At 67.3% G+C, this 19,680-nt stretch carries 14 protein-coding genes; 9 read left to right on the top strand and 5 right to left on the bottom strand.

From position 1 onward, the window contains the following. The 5 genes from ABD808_RS16390 (at position 1) to ABD808_RS16370 (ending at position 7,798) form a co-directional block, all read left to right on the top strand. Positions 1-2,214 (top strand): caspase family protein, encoded by a 2,214-nt coding sequence (locus ABD808_RS16390; RefSeq protein WP_344897093.1) that lies wholly within the window; start codon positions 1-3, stop codon positions 2,212-2,214. After that, positions 2,211-2,960 (top strand): hypothetical protein, encoded by a 750-nt coding sequence (locus ABD808_RS16385; protein ID WP_344897089.1) that lies wholly within the window; start codon positions 2,211-2,213, stop codon positions 2,958-2,960. The genes ABD808_RS16390 and ABD808_RS16385 overlap by 4 nt, the downstream gene beginning before the upstream one ends. A gap of 447 nt (positions 2,961-3,407) precedes the next feature. Beyond that, a complete protein-coding gene (locus ABD808_RS16380) occupies positions 3,408-7,043 on the top strand; it encodes a type IV secretory system conjugative DNA transfer family protein (RefSeq protein ID WP_344897086.1) in 3,636 nt (1,211 codons plus the stop codon). 6 nt (positions 7,044-7,049) lie between these two features. After that, complete coding sequence (locus ABD808_RS16375; RefSeq protein ID WP_344897083.1) at positions 7,050-7,475, top strand: hypothetical protein; 426 nt, start codon at positions 7,050-7,052, stop codon at positions 7,473-7,475. Further along, complete coding sequence (locus tag ABD808_RS16370) at positions 7,472-7,798, top strand: hypothetical protein (protein WP_344897080.1); 327 nt, start codon at positions 7,472-7,474, stop codon at positions 7,796-7,798. Before ABD808_RS16375 ends, ABD808_RS16370 begins: the two co-directional genes overlap by 4 nt. Here ABD808_RS16370 and ABD808_RS16365 read toward each other — a convergent pair. The 5 genes from ABD808_RS16365 to ABD808_RS16345 all read right to left on the bottom strand — a co-directional run bounded on the left by ABD808_RS16365 (position 7,776) and on the right by ABD808_RS16345 (position 15,640). Then, the gene (locus ABD808_RS16365; protein WP_344897077.1) at positions 7,776-8,756 is read right to left on the bottom strand and encodes a suppressor of fused domain protein; all 981 of its coding nucleotides are present in this window, start codon (positions 8,754-8,756) and stop codon (positions 7,776-7,778) included. The two genes, ABD808_RS16370 and ABD808_RS16365, sit on opposite strands and share 23 nt — an antisense overlap. A 510-nt stretch (positions 8,757-9,266) precedes the next feature. Beyond that, on the bottom strand, positions 9,267-10,136 hold the full coding sequence (locus ABD808_RS16360; protein WP_344897074.1) for an RpnC/YadD family protein: 870 nt from the start codon (positions 10,134-10,136) through the stop codon (positions 9,267-9,269). Between the two features lie 105 nt (positions 10,137-10,241). Next, positions 10,242-13,859, bottom strand: coding sequence for a methionine synthase (metH, locus tag ABD808_RS16355; RefSeq protein WP_344897071.1), 3,618 nt, complete (start codon positions 13,857-13,859; stop codon positions 10,242-10,244). A 178-nt stretch (positions 13,860-14,037) separates the two neighbouring features. Further along, positions 14,038-14,412 (bottom strand): DUF6221 family protein, encoded by a 375-nt coding sequence (locus ABD808_RS16350; protein ID WP_344897068.1) that lies wholly within the window; start codon positions 14,410-14,412, stop codon positions 14,038-14,040. 70 nt (positions 14,413-14,482) lie between these two features. Next, positions 14,483-15,640 carry a glycosyltransferase gene (locus ABD808_RS16345; RefSeq protein WP_344897066.1) on the bottom strand — a complete coding sequence of 386 codons (1,158 nt, stop codon included), beginning with the start codon at positions 15,638-15,640 and terminating at the stop codon, positions 14,483-14,485. A gap of 258 nt (positions 15,641-15,898) precedes the next feature. Between ABD808_RS16345 and ABD808_RS16340 the strand changes: the two genes are divergently transcribed. The 4 genes from ABD808_RS16340 to ABD808_RS16325 all read left to right on the top strand — a co-directional run bounded on the left by ABD808_RS16340 (position 15,899) and on the right by ABD808_RS16325 (position 19,680). Next, positions 15,899-16,294, top strand: a complete 396-nt coding sequence (locus ABD808_RS16340; RefSeq protein ID WP_344897063.1) for a YbaB/EbfC family nucleoid-associated protein — start codon at positions 15,899-15,901, stop codon at positions 16,292-16,294. After that, the gene (locus ABD808_RS16335) at positions 16,291-16,626 is read left to right on the top strand and encodes a hypothetical protein (RefSeq protein WP_344897060.1); all 336 of its coding nucleotides are present in this window, start codon (positions 16,291-16,293) and stop codon (positions 16,624-16,626) included. The genes ABD808_RS16340 and ABD808_RS16335 overlap by 4 nt, the downstream gene beginning before the upstream one ends. 608 nt (positions 16,627-17,234) lie before the next feature. Beyond that, entirely contained in the window at positions 17,235-18,647 is a 1,413-nt protein-coding gene (locus tag ABD808_RS16330) for a type I restriction-modification system subunit M (RefSeq protein WP_344897057.1), read from the top strand. Further along, positions 18,640-19,680 (top strand): restriction endonuclease subunit S, encoded by a 1,041-nt coding sequence (locus ABD808_RS16325; protein ID WP_344897054.1) that lies wholly within the window; start codon positions 18,640-18,642, stop codon positions 19,678-19,680. Before ABD808_RS16330 ends, ABD808_RS16325 begins: the two co-directional genes overlap by 8 nt.

The raw sequence follows: 19,680 nt of genomic DNA, 5'->3' as shown, positions 1-19,680 counted from the left end.
ATGAAGATGCCACAAGCCCTGGTGATCGGAATCGACCGGTACTCCGCTCCACGGATACGTCCGCTGACATGCGCGGTCAACGACGCGCTCGAGATATCCAAGCGGCTGGAATCGGCGGGCTTCGAGGTCGTGACGCTGACCAATGAGAACGCGACCCAGAAGGCCATCGAAGGGGAACTCGACGGCGGCCTGGACGACCGCACCGCCGACGAGGACGATCCCGTCCTCGTCTACTGGGCGGGCCACGGACTGACCGACCTGCGCGACGCCGAACGCGAGTGGTCCACCTTCCTGCTGCCCTTCGACGCGGACGTCGAGCGGCCGATGAGCACGGCGCTCGCCGTGCAGCACGTGTGGGCACTGCTGAACAGGCTCAGGACCCGCAGGCTCCTGGTCCTGCTCGACACCTGCTTCAGCGGCGCCTTCGCGGGGGACGGCTTCGGCCGCGGCTTCGCCCTCGGCGACACGCGCGGGGCGCCCGCGCTCACCGACGACTTCCTCAAGATGGAGGGCCACGGCCGGATCGTGGTGACGGCCTGCGGCCCGAACCAGGTCGCCCGCGAAGACCCGAAACAGGGGCACGGGCACTTCACCAGGGCGCTGCTGTCCGTCCTCGACCGGGGCGCCGCGGACGGCGTGCGGACGGCCAGCGTGCCCGCCCTGACCTCCAGCCTTCGCGACGAGGTGCACCGGATAACGAGGAACGGGCAGACCCCGTCCCTGCACCAGTCGGCGGTCGGCTCCGACTGGACCATTCCGCTGCCGCCCCCGGCCCCGTTCCAGCCGCCGGTGCCGAGTTGGGCTTTCATCGGGACGTCCGGCGGCGTGGGAAAGACCACGCTCGCCATGATGACGGCCGAACTCCTCGCCGAGGCGGGCAACACCGTCATGTACCTCGACGTCGACATCGAGCATTACGGCGGCACGAGCGAATGGTGCCAGCGGGCGGGCACCGACATCGGGCACACCCGCACGTTCGCCGACCATGTCGCCGTGCAGTCCCGCGCCAAGAACCGCGTGGCGGCGCGACATCTCACCGACCACCTGGTGGACGTCACCCCGGAATACCTGCGACGCCACGAATGCGGCCGGATCCTGCTGCTTCCGGCGGCCCGGGCGAGCGACAAGGTGTTCAGCTTCGAACTGGTCGCCGAGATCAAGGACCGCCGCTCGAACGCCATCTGCCGGCAGGTCCTCGACGCCGCGTTCGAACGGGGGATGCGGCAGGGCGCGACCTGCATCGTCATCGACTGCGGCGCCCAGTTCGACCCCCTGGTGGTGAACGCCTTCGCCGCCGCGCACCATCCGTTCGTCGTCGCCGCCGCGCGCGCCGGTGCGCGGGAGAAGCGCGAGGCGATGCTGACGAACTCCACTCACACCGTTCCGGAGTTCAACCGGATGCGGGTCGAGACGGTCGTCAACCGGGCTCCGAGCAGGGAGGCCCTGGTGCAACATTGGGGGAATCCGGATTTCAGTTCCCCGGGGACGGCCTTCCACTGGCTGCCGTTCGACCGCAGGCTCTTCCAGGACTGGGAAGAAGGGCGGCCGAACTTCGAACTCGGCTATGACGAGCTGACCCACGCCTGGCACGAGATCCTCGTCGCGTCCGACCGGATGAGCTGTGAGGGCCTGCACCGCGATCTGCTACCGAGCGAGTGGGACCGGTTCAGCAAATGGGCCCTGTGGATCGTCAACACTCCCGGCTGGGCGGCGACAGAACTCATGACGATGCGGCGAAACCTCCTGCGTTCCCGCCTCGCCGCGGGCTTCTTCGCCGCGATGCTGGCGGTCTGCTGCGCCGGACTCGCACCCATGTTCTTCGGCGATTCGGAGAAGGCGCCCGAAACCGGCCACGCGCCGACCCCCGGCGAGGCCGCGCACCCCGCCAACCCGCCGGACACTGGCGGCGACCCGTGGATGCTGCCGTCCTGGCTCTGGATGACGTTCGGGGTCGCGGCCGGGCTCCTCACCGTGACCTACCTGCTGATGAGCAGGGGCTTTCGCAGGCGTCGCAGAGTGGTCGAGGACGTCGTGAAGCACAGCGTCTCCATCACCGAGCTCAAGGCGTGGTTCTCCGCGCCATCGAACGAGGCGCCGTGGTGGAAGATCTGGGCGCCGAACCGCCGCGCGGCCATCGAGTGGCTGCACAAACGGGTCATGGCGACGCGCGACGCTGAGCTTCCGTCCGGTAGGCCCGGCGAGGCGTCACGATGAGGCGGTTCTCCTTCACCTGCTCCTACACGCGGACGACGGACGTGGAGGGCACGTCCCCATGCGGCCGACCGGCGACGCGGCGCAAGCACGGCGATCCGAAATGCCTGGGCCACTGGGCCGTTCACTGGCTGCTGAGCAAGATGGGGCCGACCGCTCACGCGCGCAAGACGTGGGCGTTCGTCTTCTGGGTGCTGTTCGTCAGCCAGAGCTTCACCCTGTTGCAGGTGGTCCTCGGGCGGCAGGACGATTCCGCGTCCGTTCATCCCGTGGCGATTCTCTTCGTCGTCCCCTACTTCGGCGGGGTGACCCTGGCCCTGGCGTTGGAGCGGGCGTTCGGCGGGACGCTCTACGTACTCACGGCGCCCCTGGCCGGTTTCGCCATGGCCCTCCAGAACCGGGGTCTCCTCCGCGGCCAACTGGCGTCCGCGTCGGGCCACGGCGAGCACAACGAGAAGATCGTCGACCTTGCGGGCACGATCGGGTTCACCGCGATCGGGCTGGTCACGATCGCCGTCTGGGTGGGATTCCTGCTGTTCTACGACGGGAAGCCGCTGGGTGAGGCGCTCGCGATGCTCGCCGGGATCCTGCTGATGCTGATGGTGATCATCGCGGGCATCGTGCTGGCGCTCATGGCGAGGGGCATCGGAAACGACCTGCTGGTGGGGGTCGGAATCGGGCTCGGGGTCCTTGTCGTGGCGGGCGGCATCGGCCCCGTCAAGAGACTCGCCCGGCGGCTCCAGGTCTGACGCCCACGCCGTCCACCACACGGCCCGGCCAGCCGGGAGCGGTCCGGGTGGATCAGCCGGTTCGCGCGACCAGGTTCAGGAGCTCGGGACGCGCTGGTCGAGGTCCTCGGCGCGCAGGCGGCTGCGCCGTTCGAGGCCGTACCGGCGCTGCCGGTCGCCGGACGTGCCGCCGACCGTTACGGCCACAAACACGTCGTGATCCCCGGGATCATTCTCGCGCTGGTTTCGGCGGGGCTGTCCCTGGTCACCTCCAGCGTCGTCTCCGGATGATGTTTCGGGTTCGCGCGGCCGAATACGGACCGGTAACTGGCCGTTAGCGGACAAACCGCATCATGCGGGCGGCGCGACCTGTCGTTGTGGGCAAAATCGGAGGTGGGGGAGGCGGTGCCAGGGGGGCCGCTTCGGGGACCGGTGGTTTCGCCGCCACACCGACGAAGAGAAGGCGCCGTGCTTCATCTGGCATCCGTTCAGCTCGACTTCATTCCCGGCGCGAACATCAGCGGGCTCGGCATGTGGGCACCGGCCGAACCCCTCGCCTGGGGGGAGGAGAAACCCAAGCGGGAGGCCACCCTCTCCTACCTCAAGAACGAGATGCCCGTCTTCGAGAGCCTTCGCAAGAAGGTCGAAGGCGATCTGATGGCCTACCAGAAGGGGCGGCTGGAACAGATCCTGTCGTTCCTCGATGACAAATCCGTTGATCTGTGCGTCTTTCCCGAGTACGCCTTCCTCGCCAACGAGGCCACGCTGGACATCTTCGCCGGGTTCGCCCCGAAGATCACCATCGTCGCCGGGCTGGGGATGATCCGCGGGAAACAGCTCGACCTGCTGTCGAAATACACGGACGAGAAGATCGCACCGAAATCCAACGTGGCGATCGTGTTCAGCGGAGACGACCGCTACATCGTCGCGAAGAAACACCCGGCCGACGGCGAGGACCTCACCCCCGGAAGCGGGATCCGGTGCGTTCCCGTGACCTGTGGCGGTCAGCGGATCAACCTCGCCGTCGCGATCTGCATCGACTATCTCAGGGCCGGTCACAATCTCGCCGACATCGAACCGGCACCCGACATCGCGGCGATTCCCGCGTTCAGTGGCAACGTCGCGGCGTTCCAGCCGGAGGAGGCCCGCGACTTCCCCCGGGTCCTCGCCAACAACGCGAGGTTCGGCGGCTCCACCATCTTCGCGGCGGGGCTCGACGGCGACCGGTTCGTTGAGGACAGAAAACTTCGGCCCGTCCCGGCGCAGTCCGAGGGCGTCATCGGCGTCAAATGGTACGGGCCGCCCGAGAAGCCCACCGGGTTGCGGCAGGAGAAGAACTCCGTCACCCTCCGCAGTGCGATCATCTCGCAGGACGACGGGCAGTCCGTGGCCGAGATCGTCCGCAAGTTCCAGGGCCTCGCGCAGAACACGACCGCCGGCCCGGACACGCTCAGCAAATTCCCGGGCTGGCTGACCCACCTCGACAGCGACCCGCGTTTCGCCCTCATCGCCGACGCCCTGCGGTACTACCAGGAACTGGACACCGACGACCTCGTCACGGCGGACATCGCCGAGCAGTTGTCCACCCATTTCGTCTCGCAGCAGACACTTTCGCTGCGCGGTCACCGGCAGCAGGCCGTCCAACTCGTGTCCGGGCGGATCAGGGACGAGATCGCCAAGGACCACAGCCCCGCGAAGAACAATCTCCTGCTGGCCGCCGCCGGGCCCTACGAGGCGGCCCGGACCGACCACCCCATCGAATCCGACCGGCCGGAAAGCGAAGACCAGGCCCTCGAACTGCGGCGGCACTTCTCGCTCGGCCTCGGGACGTTCAAGTCCGGCTCCGCGCTGGCGACGCTCGCCGACCAGCAGGACCTGCTCCTCACCTTCGCCAAATCGGCGCCGCCGGACTCGCGCGTCACCTACCGGTTGGAAACGTCACAAGACCCGGCGACCGGCAATATCTCCCCCCGTTTCTTCATCGACTACTGCGGCCCCTCCGACGAGAAGAGCGTCGAATACTTCAAGAAACTGGAGCGGATAGCGCGTCCGATATTCCTGCGCGGCTGGTCGATCTACACCTCACGTGATCCCGTCGTCAAAGGGCACACCGTCGACATCGTGCCCGGCGACGGGGTGTTCCCGAAAGTCCGGGAGGACCTCGGGTTCCTCGTGGACGTGCTCCGCGCGATCGGCGGCGGCTGCGCCCTGGAGATCAGCGGGCTGCGGCGGGACGGGGAGGTCGACACGCTGCCCCCGGAGGCGACCGGGCCGACGTCCGCGTCCGGTGACGCCGACGACAAGGCGGAGGCGACCGAATGGTTCGCGTCCCAGACGACCTCGACCGTCGGCCTCGGCATCCACGTCCGGCTCACCACGCCGGAACCCAACGACGCCCTCGCCAACCTCGTCGGCGCCGCCCTTTTCAGCGGCGAACGGTTCGAAACGATCGACCGCGCCGAAAGCCCCGAGCAACTCCCGACGCCCGTCTTCCCCGTCGAGGTCGCGCATCGCATCCTGCACCCCCCGCACGGGCACATCGGGGGGCGCGGCCTCGGATCCCGGCGACCGCTGTCCATCCCGGTCACCGGGTTCTCCGTCGTCGGGGAGGGCGCCGTCATCGGCACCGCCAAGGCGGCCCGGCCCTACGTCGACGAAGAGATCGACATCCGGATCCCCGACCCCGACCGGCTGGTGCACACCTACATCATCGGCCGCACCGGCGTCGGCAAGACCAACACCCTCAAGAACCTGGCCAGATACGACCTGAGCAGGCCCGGGCCGACCATCGTCATCGACCCGCACGGCGACCTGTTCGACTACGCGGTGCGGCACGCGACGTCCCGGTCCTCGTTCCTCGCGCTCGACTTCTCCGGCGACGACGTGCCGAGCCTCAACCCGCTCTACCTCGACGCCGCCGACCACCAGGCCGTCGACGCCAACATCGAGAAGCTGATCGAACTCGTCCGCAACAGCATGTACTTCCAGTGGGCCGGGCCGCGCTTCTCCGACCTGTTGCGGCTCTGCCTGCAAACACTCGTCGCCATCGCCGACGAGGAGGCGGGGAACTGGGCCTATCTCGGTGACGTCGTCCGGCTGATCGAGGACAAGGACCACCGGGCGTGGGCGCTGCGGCAACTGCGGAAACTGAAACGCGACACCCTCCTGCGCCGCTGGACCCTGCACTCACGGATGAGCGAGACCGAACAGGCCGAGGTCGAACAGTGGTTCATCGCCAAGTTCGGCGACTTCCGCGTGTCCGAAACGCTGATCAAGGCGACCAGCGGGCGGCCGAGCGCGAACCTGGAGGAGGAGTTGCGGCGCGGCGCGGCCATCCTGGTCAAGATCCCGCAGACCACGCTCGGCACGGGACCCAGCCGCTTCATCGGCTCCCTCATCGTGGACCGCGTGCTCCAGTACACGATGGACGGCGCGTTCCTCACCAGCGAGACGCCCGCCAGCCTGATCGTCGACGAGTTCCAGAACTTCGTCGGCACGCCGTTCGCGACCCTCATCCCCGAGGCCCGCAAGTTCAACCTCGCCATCACCGTCGCGAACCAGACCATCAGCCAGTTGCGCAACTTCTCCCAGCATGAGGGCAGGTCAAGCGACGACCTCTCCGACACCCTGCTCGGCAACGTCGGAAACCTCATCGTCCAAGGCGTCAACAAGCGGGACGCCGAACGCCTCGCCGACGACGTCGGGATCGCCCCGGAGGGCCTCACCCGGATCAAGAAGTACGAGGCCGCCGTGGTGCTCACGGTCGACGGTGAACGGCTCGAACCGTTCACCGTCGACCTGAACGACTCCAACGAGCGCCCCGGCGTCGTCGCCGCCACCGTCGCCGCGGCCTTCGCACGGGACGCGTTGGCGCGGGCCAGGGCGTCCGTGACCATTCCCTCGATGAACCGGGAGGTCCCCGCCGCGGACGAGGACAAAGGCGAGGCCGACGACGAGGAGGGAGACCTATCCCCCGGCCAACGCCCCAAATCCAGCGGAAGCAGTTTCCTGGACGACTGGTTGAGGAAGCGCAAACTGCTCGCGGCGGAACGAACGGACGACGACGCCAGCGGCACGTCCGACGACGATGACGATCAGGAGTAACGAAGAATGTGGATCGCGCCTGTCATGTCGGGCATCGCGGCCGTCCTGTCGCTGGTGACCGTCATCATCGTCGCGCGGATGAACACCAGCCACGAGCAACGCAAATGGCTCCGCGAGGAAAGGGTGCGCGCCGCCGTCGACCTGAAGCTGGCCGTGTCGAAGCTGCGCGTCGCCCACTCGCGTCCAGAACCCGGCGACGACCCGGCGGCCACCGCGAAACGGTTCGACTTCTCCGAGGTCAACGCCGCGATGGGCCGGATGGACATCATCGGCTGCCAGCAGACCGTCGCCAACGTCCAGCTGCTGCGGGGGCGGCTCCGCGAGTTCGTCCAGGCCGGTGCGAACGGCGGCGACGAATGGCGGGCCAAGAGAACGAGTCTGGACGACACCGTCAATGACATAATCCAGCTTGTCAGGAAGGACGTGCTGTGAATCTGCCCCCCCTGCCGGAGCGTCCGCCCAACAGGCTGGAACCCGCTCTGGAGCTGGAAGAAGAGCGCGAGACGGCCTGGATCACCGAGCTACGGCTGTGGGAACGGGGAGAGGAACGTTTCCCCGAACTTCTCCGCGGCCTCTCCCGGCTCGAAGGCGCCACCGGCGAGACCGGCGACCGCAGAAGCGGATCGCCCTCGACGAACCCGCTCTCCCGCCGCGAACCGCCCACCCCCCAGGCCGACATCGTGGCGTTCCCCCCACACCCTTTCGTCGCCAGCACCGAACTGGTTCAGTCACCTACGGGACAACGGCCACAGTGAGACCCGGCGCGGTGAGGATCGCATAGTTCCCCGGCCGGGGACGGACCACGTCGGCGATGGCGCGACTGACAGCGTCCGGGAGCGTGATCTCCAGGGCCTGTTCGGTCCGCCGATGGGTGAACTCCCGCCCCGGAAGCAACACCACAGGCGTCCCGGGCCCACGCAGAACCAACGGATTGCCATGCGGAACCCGAGCGGGCAAAACCCGAGTGAACTGCGCGACATGCTGCGCACCGATCTCCAACGTAACGCCCTGAGACGTATCAACGCCCAGCCGATGAAAGAACAAGAACCCCGTACCAGACCCATCCCGAGCAGATCCCTCACGCACAACCTCAGCCACCTCAGAAACCCCAGCCAGACAAGAGCGGCCCAGGTCGGTCAGCAGCACCGGCAGGTGCGGCGCGAGAGCGTCAACGAACCCCGCAACGTTCCAGGACTGCGCCGCGTGAAGCTCCTCGGTGGTAATACCGACGAACTGAAGAAAGACAACGTCGCCAAGAGACGTCCGCGCCCGCCCAAGCTCAGGATCAAGCACAAAGGCACCCGCCCGAACCATCGACCCGGGCCGATCCGGATCAATCGGATCCGGGAACTCGATGTAATGACCGGCCTTGAAGTCGTTGCCGCTCTTGGAGACATACGACGCGAGGCTCTCCAGATGCCCCAGCGCCCAGTTCGGCGGGTGTGACTCCCCCGGCCCACGCGGCACCCGAATCGTGAACTCGTACCCCCGCTCCTCGAACGGCGCGGTCAACGCGTAGCCGATGAGATGCCAGTGCGGCACCGGCTCGTCCCGCGGATACATCACGATCGTATTGGTCACGAACCGCCCCACCGGCACCGGCATTCCGAACGGCCGATGCGCGATCGGCGCGTCCCACACCACCCGCTCCACGTCCCCGTACCGCGCTTTCAGCACCCCATCGATCGCGTCCCACCCGTGAACGTTCAGCACCGCTACCCCTCATCGACAACCACGTCCCCCTACCGACGCAACAACCCCGCCCCCGGTTCACCCCAACCTGAGTGTCTGGGCGACCCCCCGGCCGCCCAGACAACAAACCAACCACCACACCCATCACCCAAGGAGCTCCTCAGCGTGGTGGGACATGGCGAAGTCGAACTGCACTCGTTGTTCCTGATGTCCACAGGGACCTCCAAGAACCCGCCGCGACCGTCAGTCGAGAAGGTCTCGCGCGTCGTCGACAACGGCCGCACGCCTGAGCCAGCGCTCAGCTGATCCAGGTCAGCGCACGCGGTCACGCGCTGACGAACATCGTCCGGCACGGCGATCCCGCGCCTCCAGCACGACCAGAACCGCCTTCACCCAACCTTGAACCCGCCCCTCAGCAAAGCCCTCGGCGTAGCCTTCCGCACGGCCCGCAGCGCGGTGGGACTTGGCGAAGTCGGACCTGCCACTCGTGGTTCTTGATGTCCACAGCGTCGTCCAGGAACCCGTCGAGAGTCAGTCGAGGAGGTCACGCGCGTCGTCGATGACGGCCGCGCGTTTGGCCCAGCGCTCGAGCTGGGCGGTGTCGGCGCAGCTCATCACCCGCTCACGGATGTCGTTCGGGACGGCGATCCCACGGTTCTCCATCATGAGGAGGAGCATCTTCGCCTCGCCCTCGACGCGGCCCTCTTCGCGGCCTTCGGCGCGGTGGGACTTGGCGAAGTCGGACTGCCACTGGTAGCCGGCGGTCTTCACGATGTCCTCCAGGAGCTTGCGGGCATTCTCGGAGAGGTGCGTCATCAGGTAGTCATGGTACAACGCACCGCGGTTGTCTTCGAGTCTCTCGATCACGGTTGCCACGCTGGTCAGGACGGCCTTGGAGTGCGGGCCGTCGGAGTGGGCGGGGGTGCTCAGGACCGCTAGTTCGGGGATCTGGACGGCCTGGTCAGTGTCGGTGACGGGGGGCAGCATGCCGGGGTGGAAGGTCAGGGGCTTGAGCACCCATTCGGGATGGCCCATTTCGATGGGGGTCGCGCAGGCGTGGGCGATTGTCTCCGTGGGGCAGAAGACCAGTAGGGTCACCGGGCACTTGTGTCGTTGCCGCAGCATGGACAGGTAGGCGGGCCAGCTGAAGGCCTTCTTCTTGTCGAAGCGCATCTGCGATTCCACGATGATGCCCCAGGTCGGGCCGCTGGGCCCGTCGAGGAGGATGGTGGCGTCGCAGCGTAGTTCGGTTGGTTTGACGTCGCCGACGGCCTCGGAGGCCGAGGTGGCTCGGTCATCCGAGGGCAGGTTCATGCCGAAGACGGTCCGCAGGATTGTCGGGGCGAGTTGCGGCTGGTTGCGGACCATCTCCAGCGGCAGCTCATGGGCTGTTGTTGGCATGACTGAAGACTAACCGTTGCCGACAGTTTACGGAGCGTTTTCTTCGAACTTGATGAAAGAAAATTCGAACAAGCGCTGGGTATTATTGCGATTAATTAGGACATGTCAGGACGGGTCGTAGGCCAGGTTCGGGGCGAGCCAGCGTTCGACCTCGGGGACGGGGAGGCCGCAGCGGGTGGCGTAGTCCTCGATCTGGTCCCGGCCCACGCGGCCGACCGTGAAGTACCGGGACGACGGGTGCGCGAAGATGAGGCCGCTGACGCTGGACGCCGGGATCATCGCGAACGACTCGGTGAGCTTCATGCCCAGGCGGTTGGCGTCCAGGAGGTCGAACAGGGTCTCCTTCAGGCTGTGGTCGGGGCTCGCCGGGTAGCCGAGGGCGGGACGGATGCCGCGGAACCGTTCGGCGTGCAGGTCAGCCAAGGCGGGGTCGGCGGCCGGTTCGAACCAGGCGCGGCGGGCCTCCAGGTGGACGTACTCGGCGAACGCCTCGGCGAGGCGGTCGGCCAGGGCCTTGACCATGATCGACTTGTAGTCGTCGTGCTGTTCCTCGTACTTGGCGGCGAGGTCCTCGGCGCCGAGGATCGTCACGGCGAAGCCGCCCAGGTGGTCGCTGAAGGGGTGGTCGCCGGACGGGGCGATGTAGTCGGCCAGGCAGCGGTTCGGACGGCCCTCCGGCTTGGCGGTCTGCTGGCGCAGCATCGGGAAGCGGGCCTGCGGCAGGACGATGTCGTCGCCGTCGGAGTGCGCGGGCCAGAACCCGTAGGCGCCGTGGGCCTCGAAGGAGCCGTCGGCGATGATCTGGTCGAGCAGTTCGTTGCCGTCGTCGAACAGTTCGCGGGCGACGGGCTGGTCGAGGATCGCCGGGTACTTGCCCTTCAGCTCCCAGGCGAGGAAGAAGAACTGCCAGTCGATCATCTCGCGGATCGCGGTCAGGTCGGGCTGGACGACGCGGACGCCCGTGAAGTCGGGCGTCGGCAGGTCGCCGAAGTCGACCTTCTCGGGGTTCGCCCGCGCCTTCCCGATGGTGAGCATTGGGCTGCGCTGCCGTGTTTCGTGCTGCTCGCGGAGCTTCTGCTGCTCGGCGCGGTTGGTGACGGCGAGGGTCTCGGCGCGGCCCTCGTCGAGCAGGTCGGAGACGACGCCGACGACGCGGGACGCGTCCAGGACGTGCACGGTCGTCGCTTCGTAGGCGGGCGCGATCTTCACGGCGGTGTGCTGGCGGGACGTGGTCGCGCCGCCGATGAGCAGCGGCAGCCGCAGGCCGCGGCGTTCCATCTCGGCGGCGACGGAGACCATCTCGTCCAGCGACGGGGTGATCAGCCCGGACAGGCCGATGGCGTCGGCCTTCTCGGCGATCGCGGTGTCGAGGATCTTGGCGGCGGGCACCATGACGCCGAGGTCGACGACGTCGTAGTTGTTGCAGCCGAGGACGACGCCGACGATGTTCTTGCCGATGTCGTGCACGTCGCCCTTGACCGTCGCGAGGACGATCTTGCCCTGGCCGCGGTCGGTCATGACGCGCCCGGCGCGCAGCGCCTCCTGCTTCTCCTTCTCCATGAACGGTTCCAGGTAGGCGACGGACCGCTTCATCACGCGGGCGCTCTTCACCACCTGCGGGAGGAACATCTTGCCGGAGCCGAACAGGTCGCCGACGACCTTCATGCCGTCCATCAGCGGGCCCTCGATGACGTCGAGGGGACGGGTGGCCTGCGCGCGGGCCTCCTCGGTGTCGTCCTCGATGAAGTCGATGATGCCGTGGACGAGCGCGTGCGACAGTCGCGCGGCGACCGGCGCGTCCCGCCAGGACAGGTCGATCTCGCGCTTGGTGCCCTTGCCCTTGACGTTCTCGGCGAACGCGACGAGCCGGTCGGTGGCGTCGGGATTGCGGTCGAACAGGACGTCCTCGACGAGTTCGAGCAGGTCGGCGGGGATGTCCTCGTAGACGGCGAGCTGTCCGGCGTTGACGATACCCATGTCGAGACCGGCGCGGACGGCGTGGAACAGGAACGCCGAGTGCATCGCCTCGCGGACGACCTCGTTGCCGCGGAAGGAGAACGACAGGTTGGAGATGCCGCCGCTGGTGCGGACGCCTGGGCAGCGTTCCTTGATACGGGGCAGAGCGTCGATGAACGCCTTGGCATAGCCGTTGTGCTCGGAGATGCCGGTCGCGACGGCGAGGACGTTCGGGTCGAACACGATGTCCTCGGCGGCGAAACCGGCCTTCTGGGTGAGCAGGTCGTAGGCGCGCCCGCAGATGTCGACCTTGCGGTCGGCGGTGTCGGCCTGGCCGGTCTCGTCGAACGCCATGACGACGACGCCCGCGCCGAAGTCACGAATGCGGCGGGCCTGCTCCAGGAACGGGCCCTCGCCCTCCTTGAGGCTGATCGAGTTGACGACGCCCTTTCCCTGGACGGCCTTCAGCCCCGCCAGCAGGACGGTCCAGCGCGAGCTGTCCACCATGATCGGGATGCGGGCGACCTCGGGCTCGGTCGCGATCAGGTTCAGGAACGTCGTCATCTCCCGCTCGCTGTCGAGCAGGTCGGCGTCCATGTTGACGTCGAGGAGGTTCGCGCCGCCGCGGACCTGTTCGAGGGCCACGTCCACGGCGCCCTGGTGGTCGCCCGCCTCGATGAGCCTGCGGAACCGCTTCGACCCGGTCACGTTGGTGCGCTCGCCGATCATGACGAAGCCGGTGTCCTGGCCGATCTCGAACGGTTCGAGTCCGCTGAAGCGGGGCGCCGGGGCGGGCGTCACGCGCTCGCGGGGGTCGACGCCGCGGACGGCCGCGGCGATGCGGGCGATGTGCTCCGGGCTCGTCCCGCAGCAGCCGCCGACCGCGTTGACCAGGCCGGACGCGGCGATCTCACCGAGCCTGCGGCCCATCTCCTCGGGCGTCTGGTCATAGCCGCCGAAGGCGTTGGGGAGCCCGGCGTTCGGGTAGAAGGCGACGTTGGTGGGGGCGACCCGCTCCAGTTCCTCGACGTGGGAGCGGTTCTCCGCCGCGCCGAGGGAGCAGTTGAGGCCGACGACGAGCGGTTCGGCGTGCGCGACGGAACGCCAGAACGCCTCGACGGTCTGGCCGGACAGCGTCCGCCCGCTCAGGTCGACGATCGTCACCGAGATCCACAGCGGCAGGTGCGGGGCGACCTCGCGGGCGGCGGCGATCGCGGCCTTCGCGTTCAGCGTGTCGAAGATCGTCTCGATCAGCAGGACGTCCACGCCGCCCTCGGCGAGGCCCCGGATCTGCTCCGCGTACGCGCCCTTGACCTCGTCGAACGTGACGGCGCGGAACGCCGGGTCGTCGACGTGCGGCGACAGGGACAGCGTGACGTTCAGGGGGCCGACGGAACCGGCGACGAGCCGTCCGTCGAACTCGTCCGCGGCCTGGCGGGCGAGGCGGGCGCCCTGGACGTTCATGTCGTGCACGAGACTCTCCAGGCCGTAGTCGGCCTGGCTGATCCGCGAAGCGGTGAACGTGTTCGTCGTGGTGATGTCGGCCCCGGCCGCCAGATACTGCCGGTGGACGTCCAGGATGACGTCCGGCCGGGTCAGGTTCAGCAGGTCGGGGTCGCCGGTGACGTCCTTCGGATGGTCGGCGGAGATGCGGTCGCCACGGTAGTCGGCCGGAGTCAGGTTCGCGCCCTGGAGCATCGTGCCCCACGCACCGTCGAGGACGGCGATCCGCTCGTCCAGAAGGTCACGAAGCTTGGTCTCGGTCAATTCCAGGCACCTCCCATTGATGTGGGAGGCGCCCTTGTTGCTCGTGAGACGAGGCCGAGCGTGGCGGGCTCTCACCCGTTGCAGCGCCTCTCGGCTTCGTCATCGAGGTTACAGGCCCATCGTCCGTTCTGTCAGGGGCGTTCCGGATCAGTCGGACGGACGGGCCGCGCGAACCGCCTCAGGGGCGCCATTCCTCCTGGTAGGCGGGATGCGCGGCGTACGGGAGGGCGAGCAGGCGCAGCACGGACGCCCGAGCCTCGTGGGCGGCTTCGAGTTCCGGGCTCCGGTGGCCCTGCCCGAGCATCCAGGTCTCCTTCTCGTAGTCGTCGACGATCTGACGCGCGGCCGCCACCTCGCGCAACGTCCGCGCCGGGTCGTGGCGGGCGATGTGCTCGGCGTACGCCTCGTTCTCGGCGGTCGCGACGAAGCCGGGGTCATCGGCGTCGGCGGTGACCGTCCCGGACGGCGCGGTCTTCCACGGCCCACCAGAGCACGCCTGCGCGATCCGCTCGTCCTTGGCCAGCCGGTCCCGGAGGAATTCCACTAGGTCCATGAGGCCATCCTGCCCAGTGCGGCGGCGGAGAGCCCGGTGACCGTTCCGGAGACTGGAATCCGCGAGGTGATCACCTTGGCGTCGTCCGGCCCTTCCACGCGCCGCCAGTGCCCGCATAATGCCTGCGGGCCGAGTCGACGGTCATGCCCGCGTACAGAAGCGCGACGAGCGGCAGAACCACAGCGCGGACGAACGACAGCCGGTAGTAGCGAAGCATGGGCGCAAAAGTCGCCGCCATGACCATCCAAGCGCCCAACCCCGCCGCCACAGGTAGCACGGCACCGTCCACCCCCGCCGCAAGCCCGACCATCCCCGCCAGGGCCGCGCCAGGCGGCACCGCATACATCAAGAGCAGGACGAGAACCGTGCCCACCAGCAGAACCGGCGAGTAGCGGAGCTGGACGTAAGCACTGCGAGCCACCATCATCCACAGATCCGCCAGCCGCGGGTAAGGACGACGACTGACGACATCCCTGCTCAGATCGAGGCGGCAACGCCCCCCATTCCGCTTGATCAGGCGTCCCAGCGCGACATCGTCAATGAGCGCACCAGTGATCGCCGCAAGCCCGCCCGCACGCACGAGCACGGCACGCCGGACGAGCATGCAACCACCTGCCGCCGCCGCAGTACGGGCCCCATCGCGCGCAACCCGGCGAAACGGATACAGCTGCGCGAAGAAGTACACGAACGCCGGAACGATCACACGCTCCCACCCGGTACGGACGCTGAGCGTCGCCATCTGCGAAACCAGATCGCGCCCCTCAGCCTGCGCCGCGCTAACAAGACTGGTCACGGTTCCGGGCGCATACGCGATGTCGGCATCCGTGAACAACAGAAACTCCGGCCCACCCGCCGCCCGAACACCCTCCGACATAGCCCACACCTTGCCCGCCCACCCCTCGGGACGGTCCTTCGCCCGCACCACCTGGAAGTTCGACCGGTCACCGGCAAGACGCTCGGCCGTCTCGGCAGTCCCATCATCGCTCGCATCGTCGACCAAGACCACGCGGAACTCTCCCGGATACCCCTGATCCAGCAAGGTCGGCAGGGTCTCGGGCAAGACAGCCGCCTCATCACGGGCCGGAACTACCGCAACAACGTCCGGCCACTCCCCCGGGTCAGAGCTGGCCGGAAGACCGGGCCCAGTCCTCCAGAAGCCGCCGTGCCCCAGCGCCAGATACAGCCATCCGACCAGCGCGGCCAACGCCAGAACACCGAGGACCAACACGCCCGCAGCCTCGCACCACCCCGCGCTGTCCGTCCAACAGGCGCGTCGAGCACCGCCCCAGCCTACGAATTTCGGGTTCCGAAAATAGACCTTTGCCGAAGTCCCAAACCCACGAAAACCCCGCAATTTGATCTTATCGTCTCGCCAGATTCGCAGGTCAGGGGCGTATTTGTCGGACACATTGACCTTGTTTGACCAAAACTAATATGCTCCTGCAATCCCCGCTCCCACCGTTCGCTCCCAGGAGAGCCTTCACACGTGACGTCCAAGGGCATCGAACCTGACGAATTCATCTCGAATCTGGAAGGGCAGGCCGGGGAAAAGATCAAGAAGTACCGGCAGCTCCGCACCGATCTCGCCGATATGGAATCCACGGTGACGTCCGACGACGAAACCGTGACCGTGACGGTCCTGCCCGGTGGAGCCGTCAAGAACATCAAGCTCACCGTGCGCGCCATGCGCAAGAGCAACGGAGAACTCGAACGCCTACTGGTGGAAACCATCCAGCAGGCCGCGGCGCAGGTGGCGTCGCGAATGGCCGAACGTGTCCAGGACGCCGTCGGCGACACATTCGACGTGGTCAGCATGGTCAACGCCCGGCTCCCGGAGAAGTCACTCGACGAGGACACCACCGGACGGGAGCACCGCCGATGACACAGTTCGGTGTCGACAAGAGCGGGCTCCGCAATGCCGCCAAGACGATGGACCGCTTCTCCGACAGCGCCTCGAAGATCCGGGCCGACGCCCATCAAGCGGACGTCGACGGCCTCACCTGGGGCGGCCTCGGCCAGCTCGTCCAACTGCCAAACAAATACCAGGACCTGGCGGAATCCATCTACGACTCGCTGGACGACATCGCCGAATTCCTCGGTAAGAGCAGCCTGGCGCTCGACAAGTCAGCGGAAAACTACCACGTGGCCGACGAGGCGATCATCAAACACCTTTCCAAGGTCCTCAAAAACCTGGGCGAGATCGAGAGCGGGTGACCGGCCCAAATGTCAGAGAACACCCCATTCTCCAGCGGCCCCATCACCGTCGACCCCGGCAAGAACATTCCCTTCGCCGAACCCTTCGACAAGCTCTACAGCTCTGCCACCGGACCGGAACTCAACGACGTCGCCGGGTCCTTGACCGAGCTAGGCCTGCATGCCGTCGCTATCGGGATCGACCCGCTGGCGCTGGTTGATCGGAGTAGGACTGGGGTTCCTCGTCGACGTGGTCCAGCCGTTGGAGGACGCTCTCGGGCTCGTCACCGGCAACGGCGAACGCCTCGGCGCCGATGCCCGACAACTGGGCCAACGCCGGAAAAGATCTCGCGAAACTGGCCGCCGACCTCAAGAAGGCCACCGACGCCGAACTGACTCTCCAACCTGGGACCGCCACCTCAGCAGGTTCCGGGACGGAAACGCCTTTTCTACGGGACGGCATATGTCGTCGCCGGCATTACGATCTTGTTCTATGTCTTCGCGATCGTGAAATCTTTCTGACGCACGTCCGAGGTCGTCGTGTCCGGTGGTGTCGTGGTCGATGAACCGAGACGGGTTCAGCGTGGCGGGGGGGTGGTCGGGGGTTGGGGCGCGGGAGGATCTCGGGTATGGGTTCTGGTCTGGATCTCAAGGAGACGCTCTGGAGGGCCGCGGACAAGTTGCGCGGGTCCGTTGACGCGGCGCAGTATCGGGATTTCGTGCTCGGGCTGGTGTTCCTCAAGTACGTGTCGGACTCGTCTGGTGAAGGTTCGTTCCGTGTGCCGGACGGGGCGCGGTGGGCCGACATCGCCGAGCGGGCCGGGTCGGAGACGGTGGGTGCGGTCATCGACTCGGCGATGGACGACGTGATGCGCGCCAATCCGGCGCTTTCCGGTGTGCTTCCCCGCCTTTTCGGACGGGACGGTGTAGACCAGCGCCGCGTCGGTGAGCTGGTGACGCTGATCGGTGATGTGCGGTTCGGTGGGCGAGAGGCCACCCGCGATGTGCTCGGTGAGGTCTACGAGTATTTTCTGGAGAAGTTCGCGCGGGCCGAGGGAAAACGCGGCGGTGAGTTCTACACACCGTCCAGTGTGGTGCGGCTTCTGGTCGAGATACTGGAGCCGTTCAGGGGGCGGGTGTACGACCCGTGCTGCGGTTCGGGCGGCATGTTCGTGCAGGCGGAGAGGTTCGTCCTCAGCCATCGGGGACGCCGGGACGACATCGCCGTCCACGGGCAGGAGGCGAACGAACGGACGTGGCGGCTGGCGAAGCTGAACCTGGCCGTCCATGGAATCGCCGGTGACCTTTCGACGCGGTGGGCCGACACGTTCGAGAAGGACGCGCATCCTGAGTTGAGGGCCGATTTCGTCCTCGCCAACCCGCCCTTCAACATGTCGGACTGGTACCGGGACGCGAATGACCCGCGCTGGCGCTTCGGTGTTCCGCCTGGGGGGAACGCCAACTTCGCGTGGATGCAGCACATCGTCGCGAAGCTCGGTCCCGGCGGCGCCGCCGGGGTGGTGATGGCCAACGGGTCGATGTCGTCCCGGCAGTCCGCCGAGCGCGGTATCCGCGCGGCGATGGTGGAGGCCGACCTGGTGTCATGCGTTGTGGCACTGCCTGGGCAATTGTTCCGCAGCACTCCGATTCCCGCGTGTCTCTGGTTCTTTGACAGGGGAAAGGCTGTGCGGGACGAGGTTTTGTTCATCGACGCCCGCGCGATGGGGATCATGGTCGATCGCACCGAGCGTGTCCTGTCCGATACTGACATCGGCACGATCGCTGGGACCTACCATTCCTGGCGCGACGGTAACCATTCGGGTGTGCCCGGGTTCAGTCACGCGGCCAGGTTGGACGAGATCCGGTCCCGCGACCACGTTCTCACCCCAGGACGCTACGTCGGCACCGCCCGTCCCGATACTGGTGACGAGCCTGCGGCCAACAGGGTCGAGCGCCTCACCAAGGAATTGTTCGCGCAGTTCGAGGAGTCGTCACGTCTCGACGAGGTCGTCCGCGCGGAGCTGGGGCGGCTGAATGAATGATGTGGCCTTGGGCGACCTGGTGGACTTTGCCAACGGGAAGCCGCACCCGGCGAGCGATGGCATCGCGTACCTGACCTATGGCGCGAACGGTGTCATCGGGGCGTCCGATCATTGCAATGCCGAGGGCCGCACCAGTGTCATCGGACGGGTCGGCTCGTACTGCGGTGCCGTCCATTACAGCCCTGACCGATGCTGGGTCACCGACAACGCCATCATCGCCACGGCGAGAGAAGGCGTGAACCCGCGCTACGTCTACTACCTGCTCAAGAGGCTCGACCTGAACCGGTTCCGCATCGGGTCGGGTCAGCCGCTCCTCACGCAGGGCATCCTCCGCCGCCTGACCGTCAGGCGCGTGGCGCGGGACGAGCAGGATTCGGCGGTGGCCGTCCTCGGCGCCCTCGATGACAAGATCGCCGCGAATGGCCGTGTCGCGACGCTGGCCGACGACCTTGTGCGCGCCCGTTATGAAGAACTCACCGCCGGGGCCACCACCTCTATCCGAATCGACCAACTCGGGTCGCCGGTTCGTTCGACCGTCGCGGCCAAACGGATCCGTCCGGACGAGAACTACATCGCGCTGGAGCACATGCCGAAACGTCACCTGTGGCTCGCCTCGTGGACGGGCGCGTCCGCCGTGACGAGTCCGAAAAGGCGATTCCAACCCGGCGATGTGCTGTTCGGCAGGCTCCGCCCCTATTTCCACAAGGTGGGTCTCGCGTTCGTCGGCGGCGTGGCGTCGACCGACATTCTCGTCGTCCGTCCGGAACGGGAGACCCATCGGGGCTGGCTGCTGGCGGCGTTGTCCAGTGACGATGTCGTGGCGCACGCTTCGGCGGTCGGTGACGGCACGCGCATGCCGCGCGCCAAATGGCCGGACCTCGCCGCTTACGAAGTCCCGTGGACGGGCGACGGCGACGCCCGCCGGTTCGACGAGTTCGTGCGGCCCCTGGCCCGGCGCGTCGAGGCCGCCGTCCACGAGAACAGAACTTTGGCGGACCTCCGCGACACCCTTCTGCCCACGCTCATCCCCTGA

Source organism: Actinomadura meridiana (assembly GCF_039537545.1).
GTDB classification, from domain to species: Bacteria; Actinomycetota; Actinomycetes; order Streptosporangiales; family Streptosporangiaceae; genus Spirillospora; species Spirillospora meridiana.
This window is presented reverse-complemented; position numbering and strand designations above follow the sequence as displayed.

What these genes read in the sequence shown, in the direction of transcription:
- ABD808_RS16390 (WP_344897093.1), top strand. Translation starts at nt 1, where the DNA reads ATGAAGATGCCACAAGCCCTGGTGATCGGAATCGACCGGTACTCCGCT.
- ABD808_RS16385 (WP_344897089.1), top strand. Translation starts at nt 2,211, where the DNA reads ATGAGGCGGTTCTCCTTCACCTGCTCCTACACGCGGACGACGGACGTG.
- ABD808_RS16375 (WP_344897083.1), top strand. Translation starts at nt 7,050, where the DNA reads ATGTGGATCGCGCCTGTCATGTCGGGCATCGCGGCCGTCCTGTCGCTG.
- ABD808_RS16360 (WP_344897074.1), bottom strand. Translation starts at nt 10,136, where the DNA reads ATGCCAACAACAGCCCATGAGCTGCCGCTGGAGATGGTCCGCAACCAG.
- ABD808_RS16350 (WP_344897068.1), bottom strand. Translation starts at nt 14,412, where the DNA reads ATGGACCTAGTGGAATTCCTCCGGGACCGGCTGGCCAAGGACGAGCGG.
- ABD808_RS16335 (WP_344897060.1), top strand. Translation starts at nt 16,291, where the DNA reads ATGACACAGTTCGGTGTCGACAAGAGCGGGCTCCGCAATGCCGCCAAG.
- ABD808_RS16330 (WP_344897057.1), top strand. Translation starts at nt 17,235, where the DNA reads ATGGGTTCTGGTCTGGATCTCAAGGAGACGCTCTGGAGGGCCGCGGAC.
- ABD808_RS16325 (WP_344897054.1), top strand. Translation starts at nt 18,640, where the DNA reads ATGAATGATGTGGCCTTGGGCGACCTGGTGGACTTTGCCAACGGGAAG.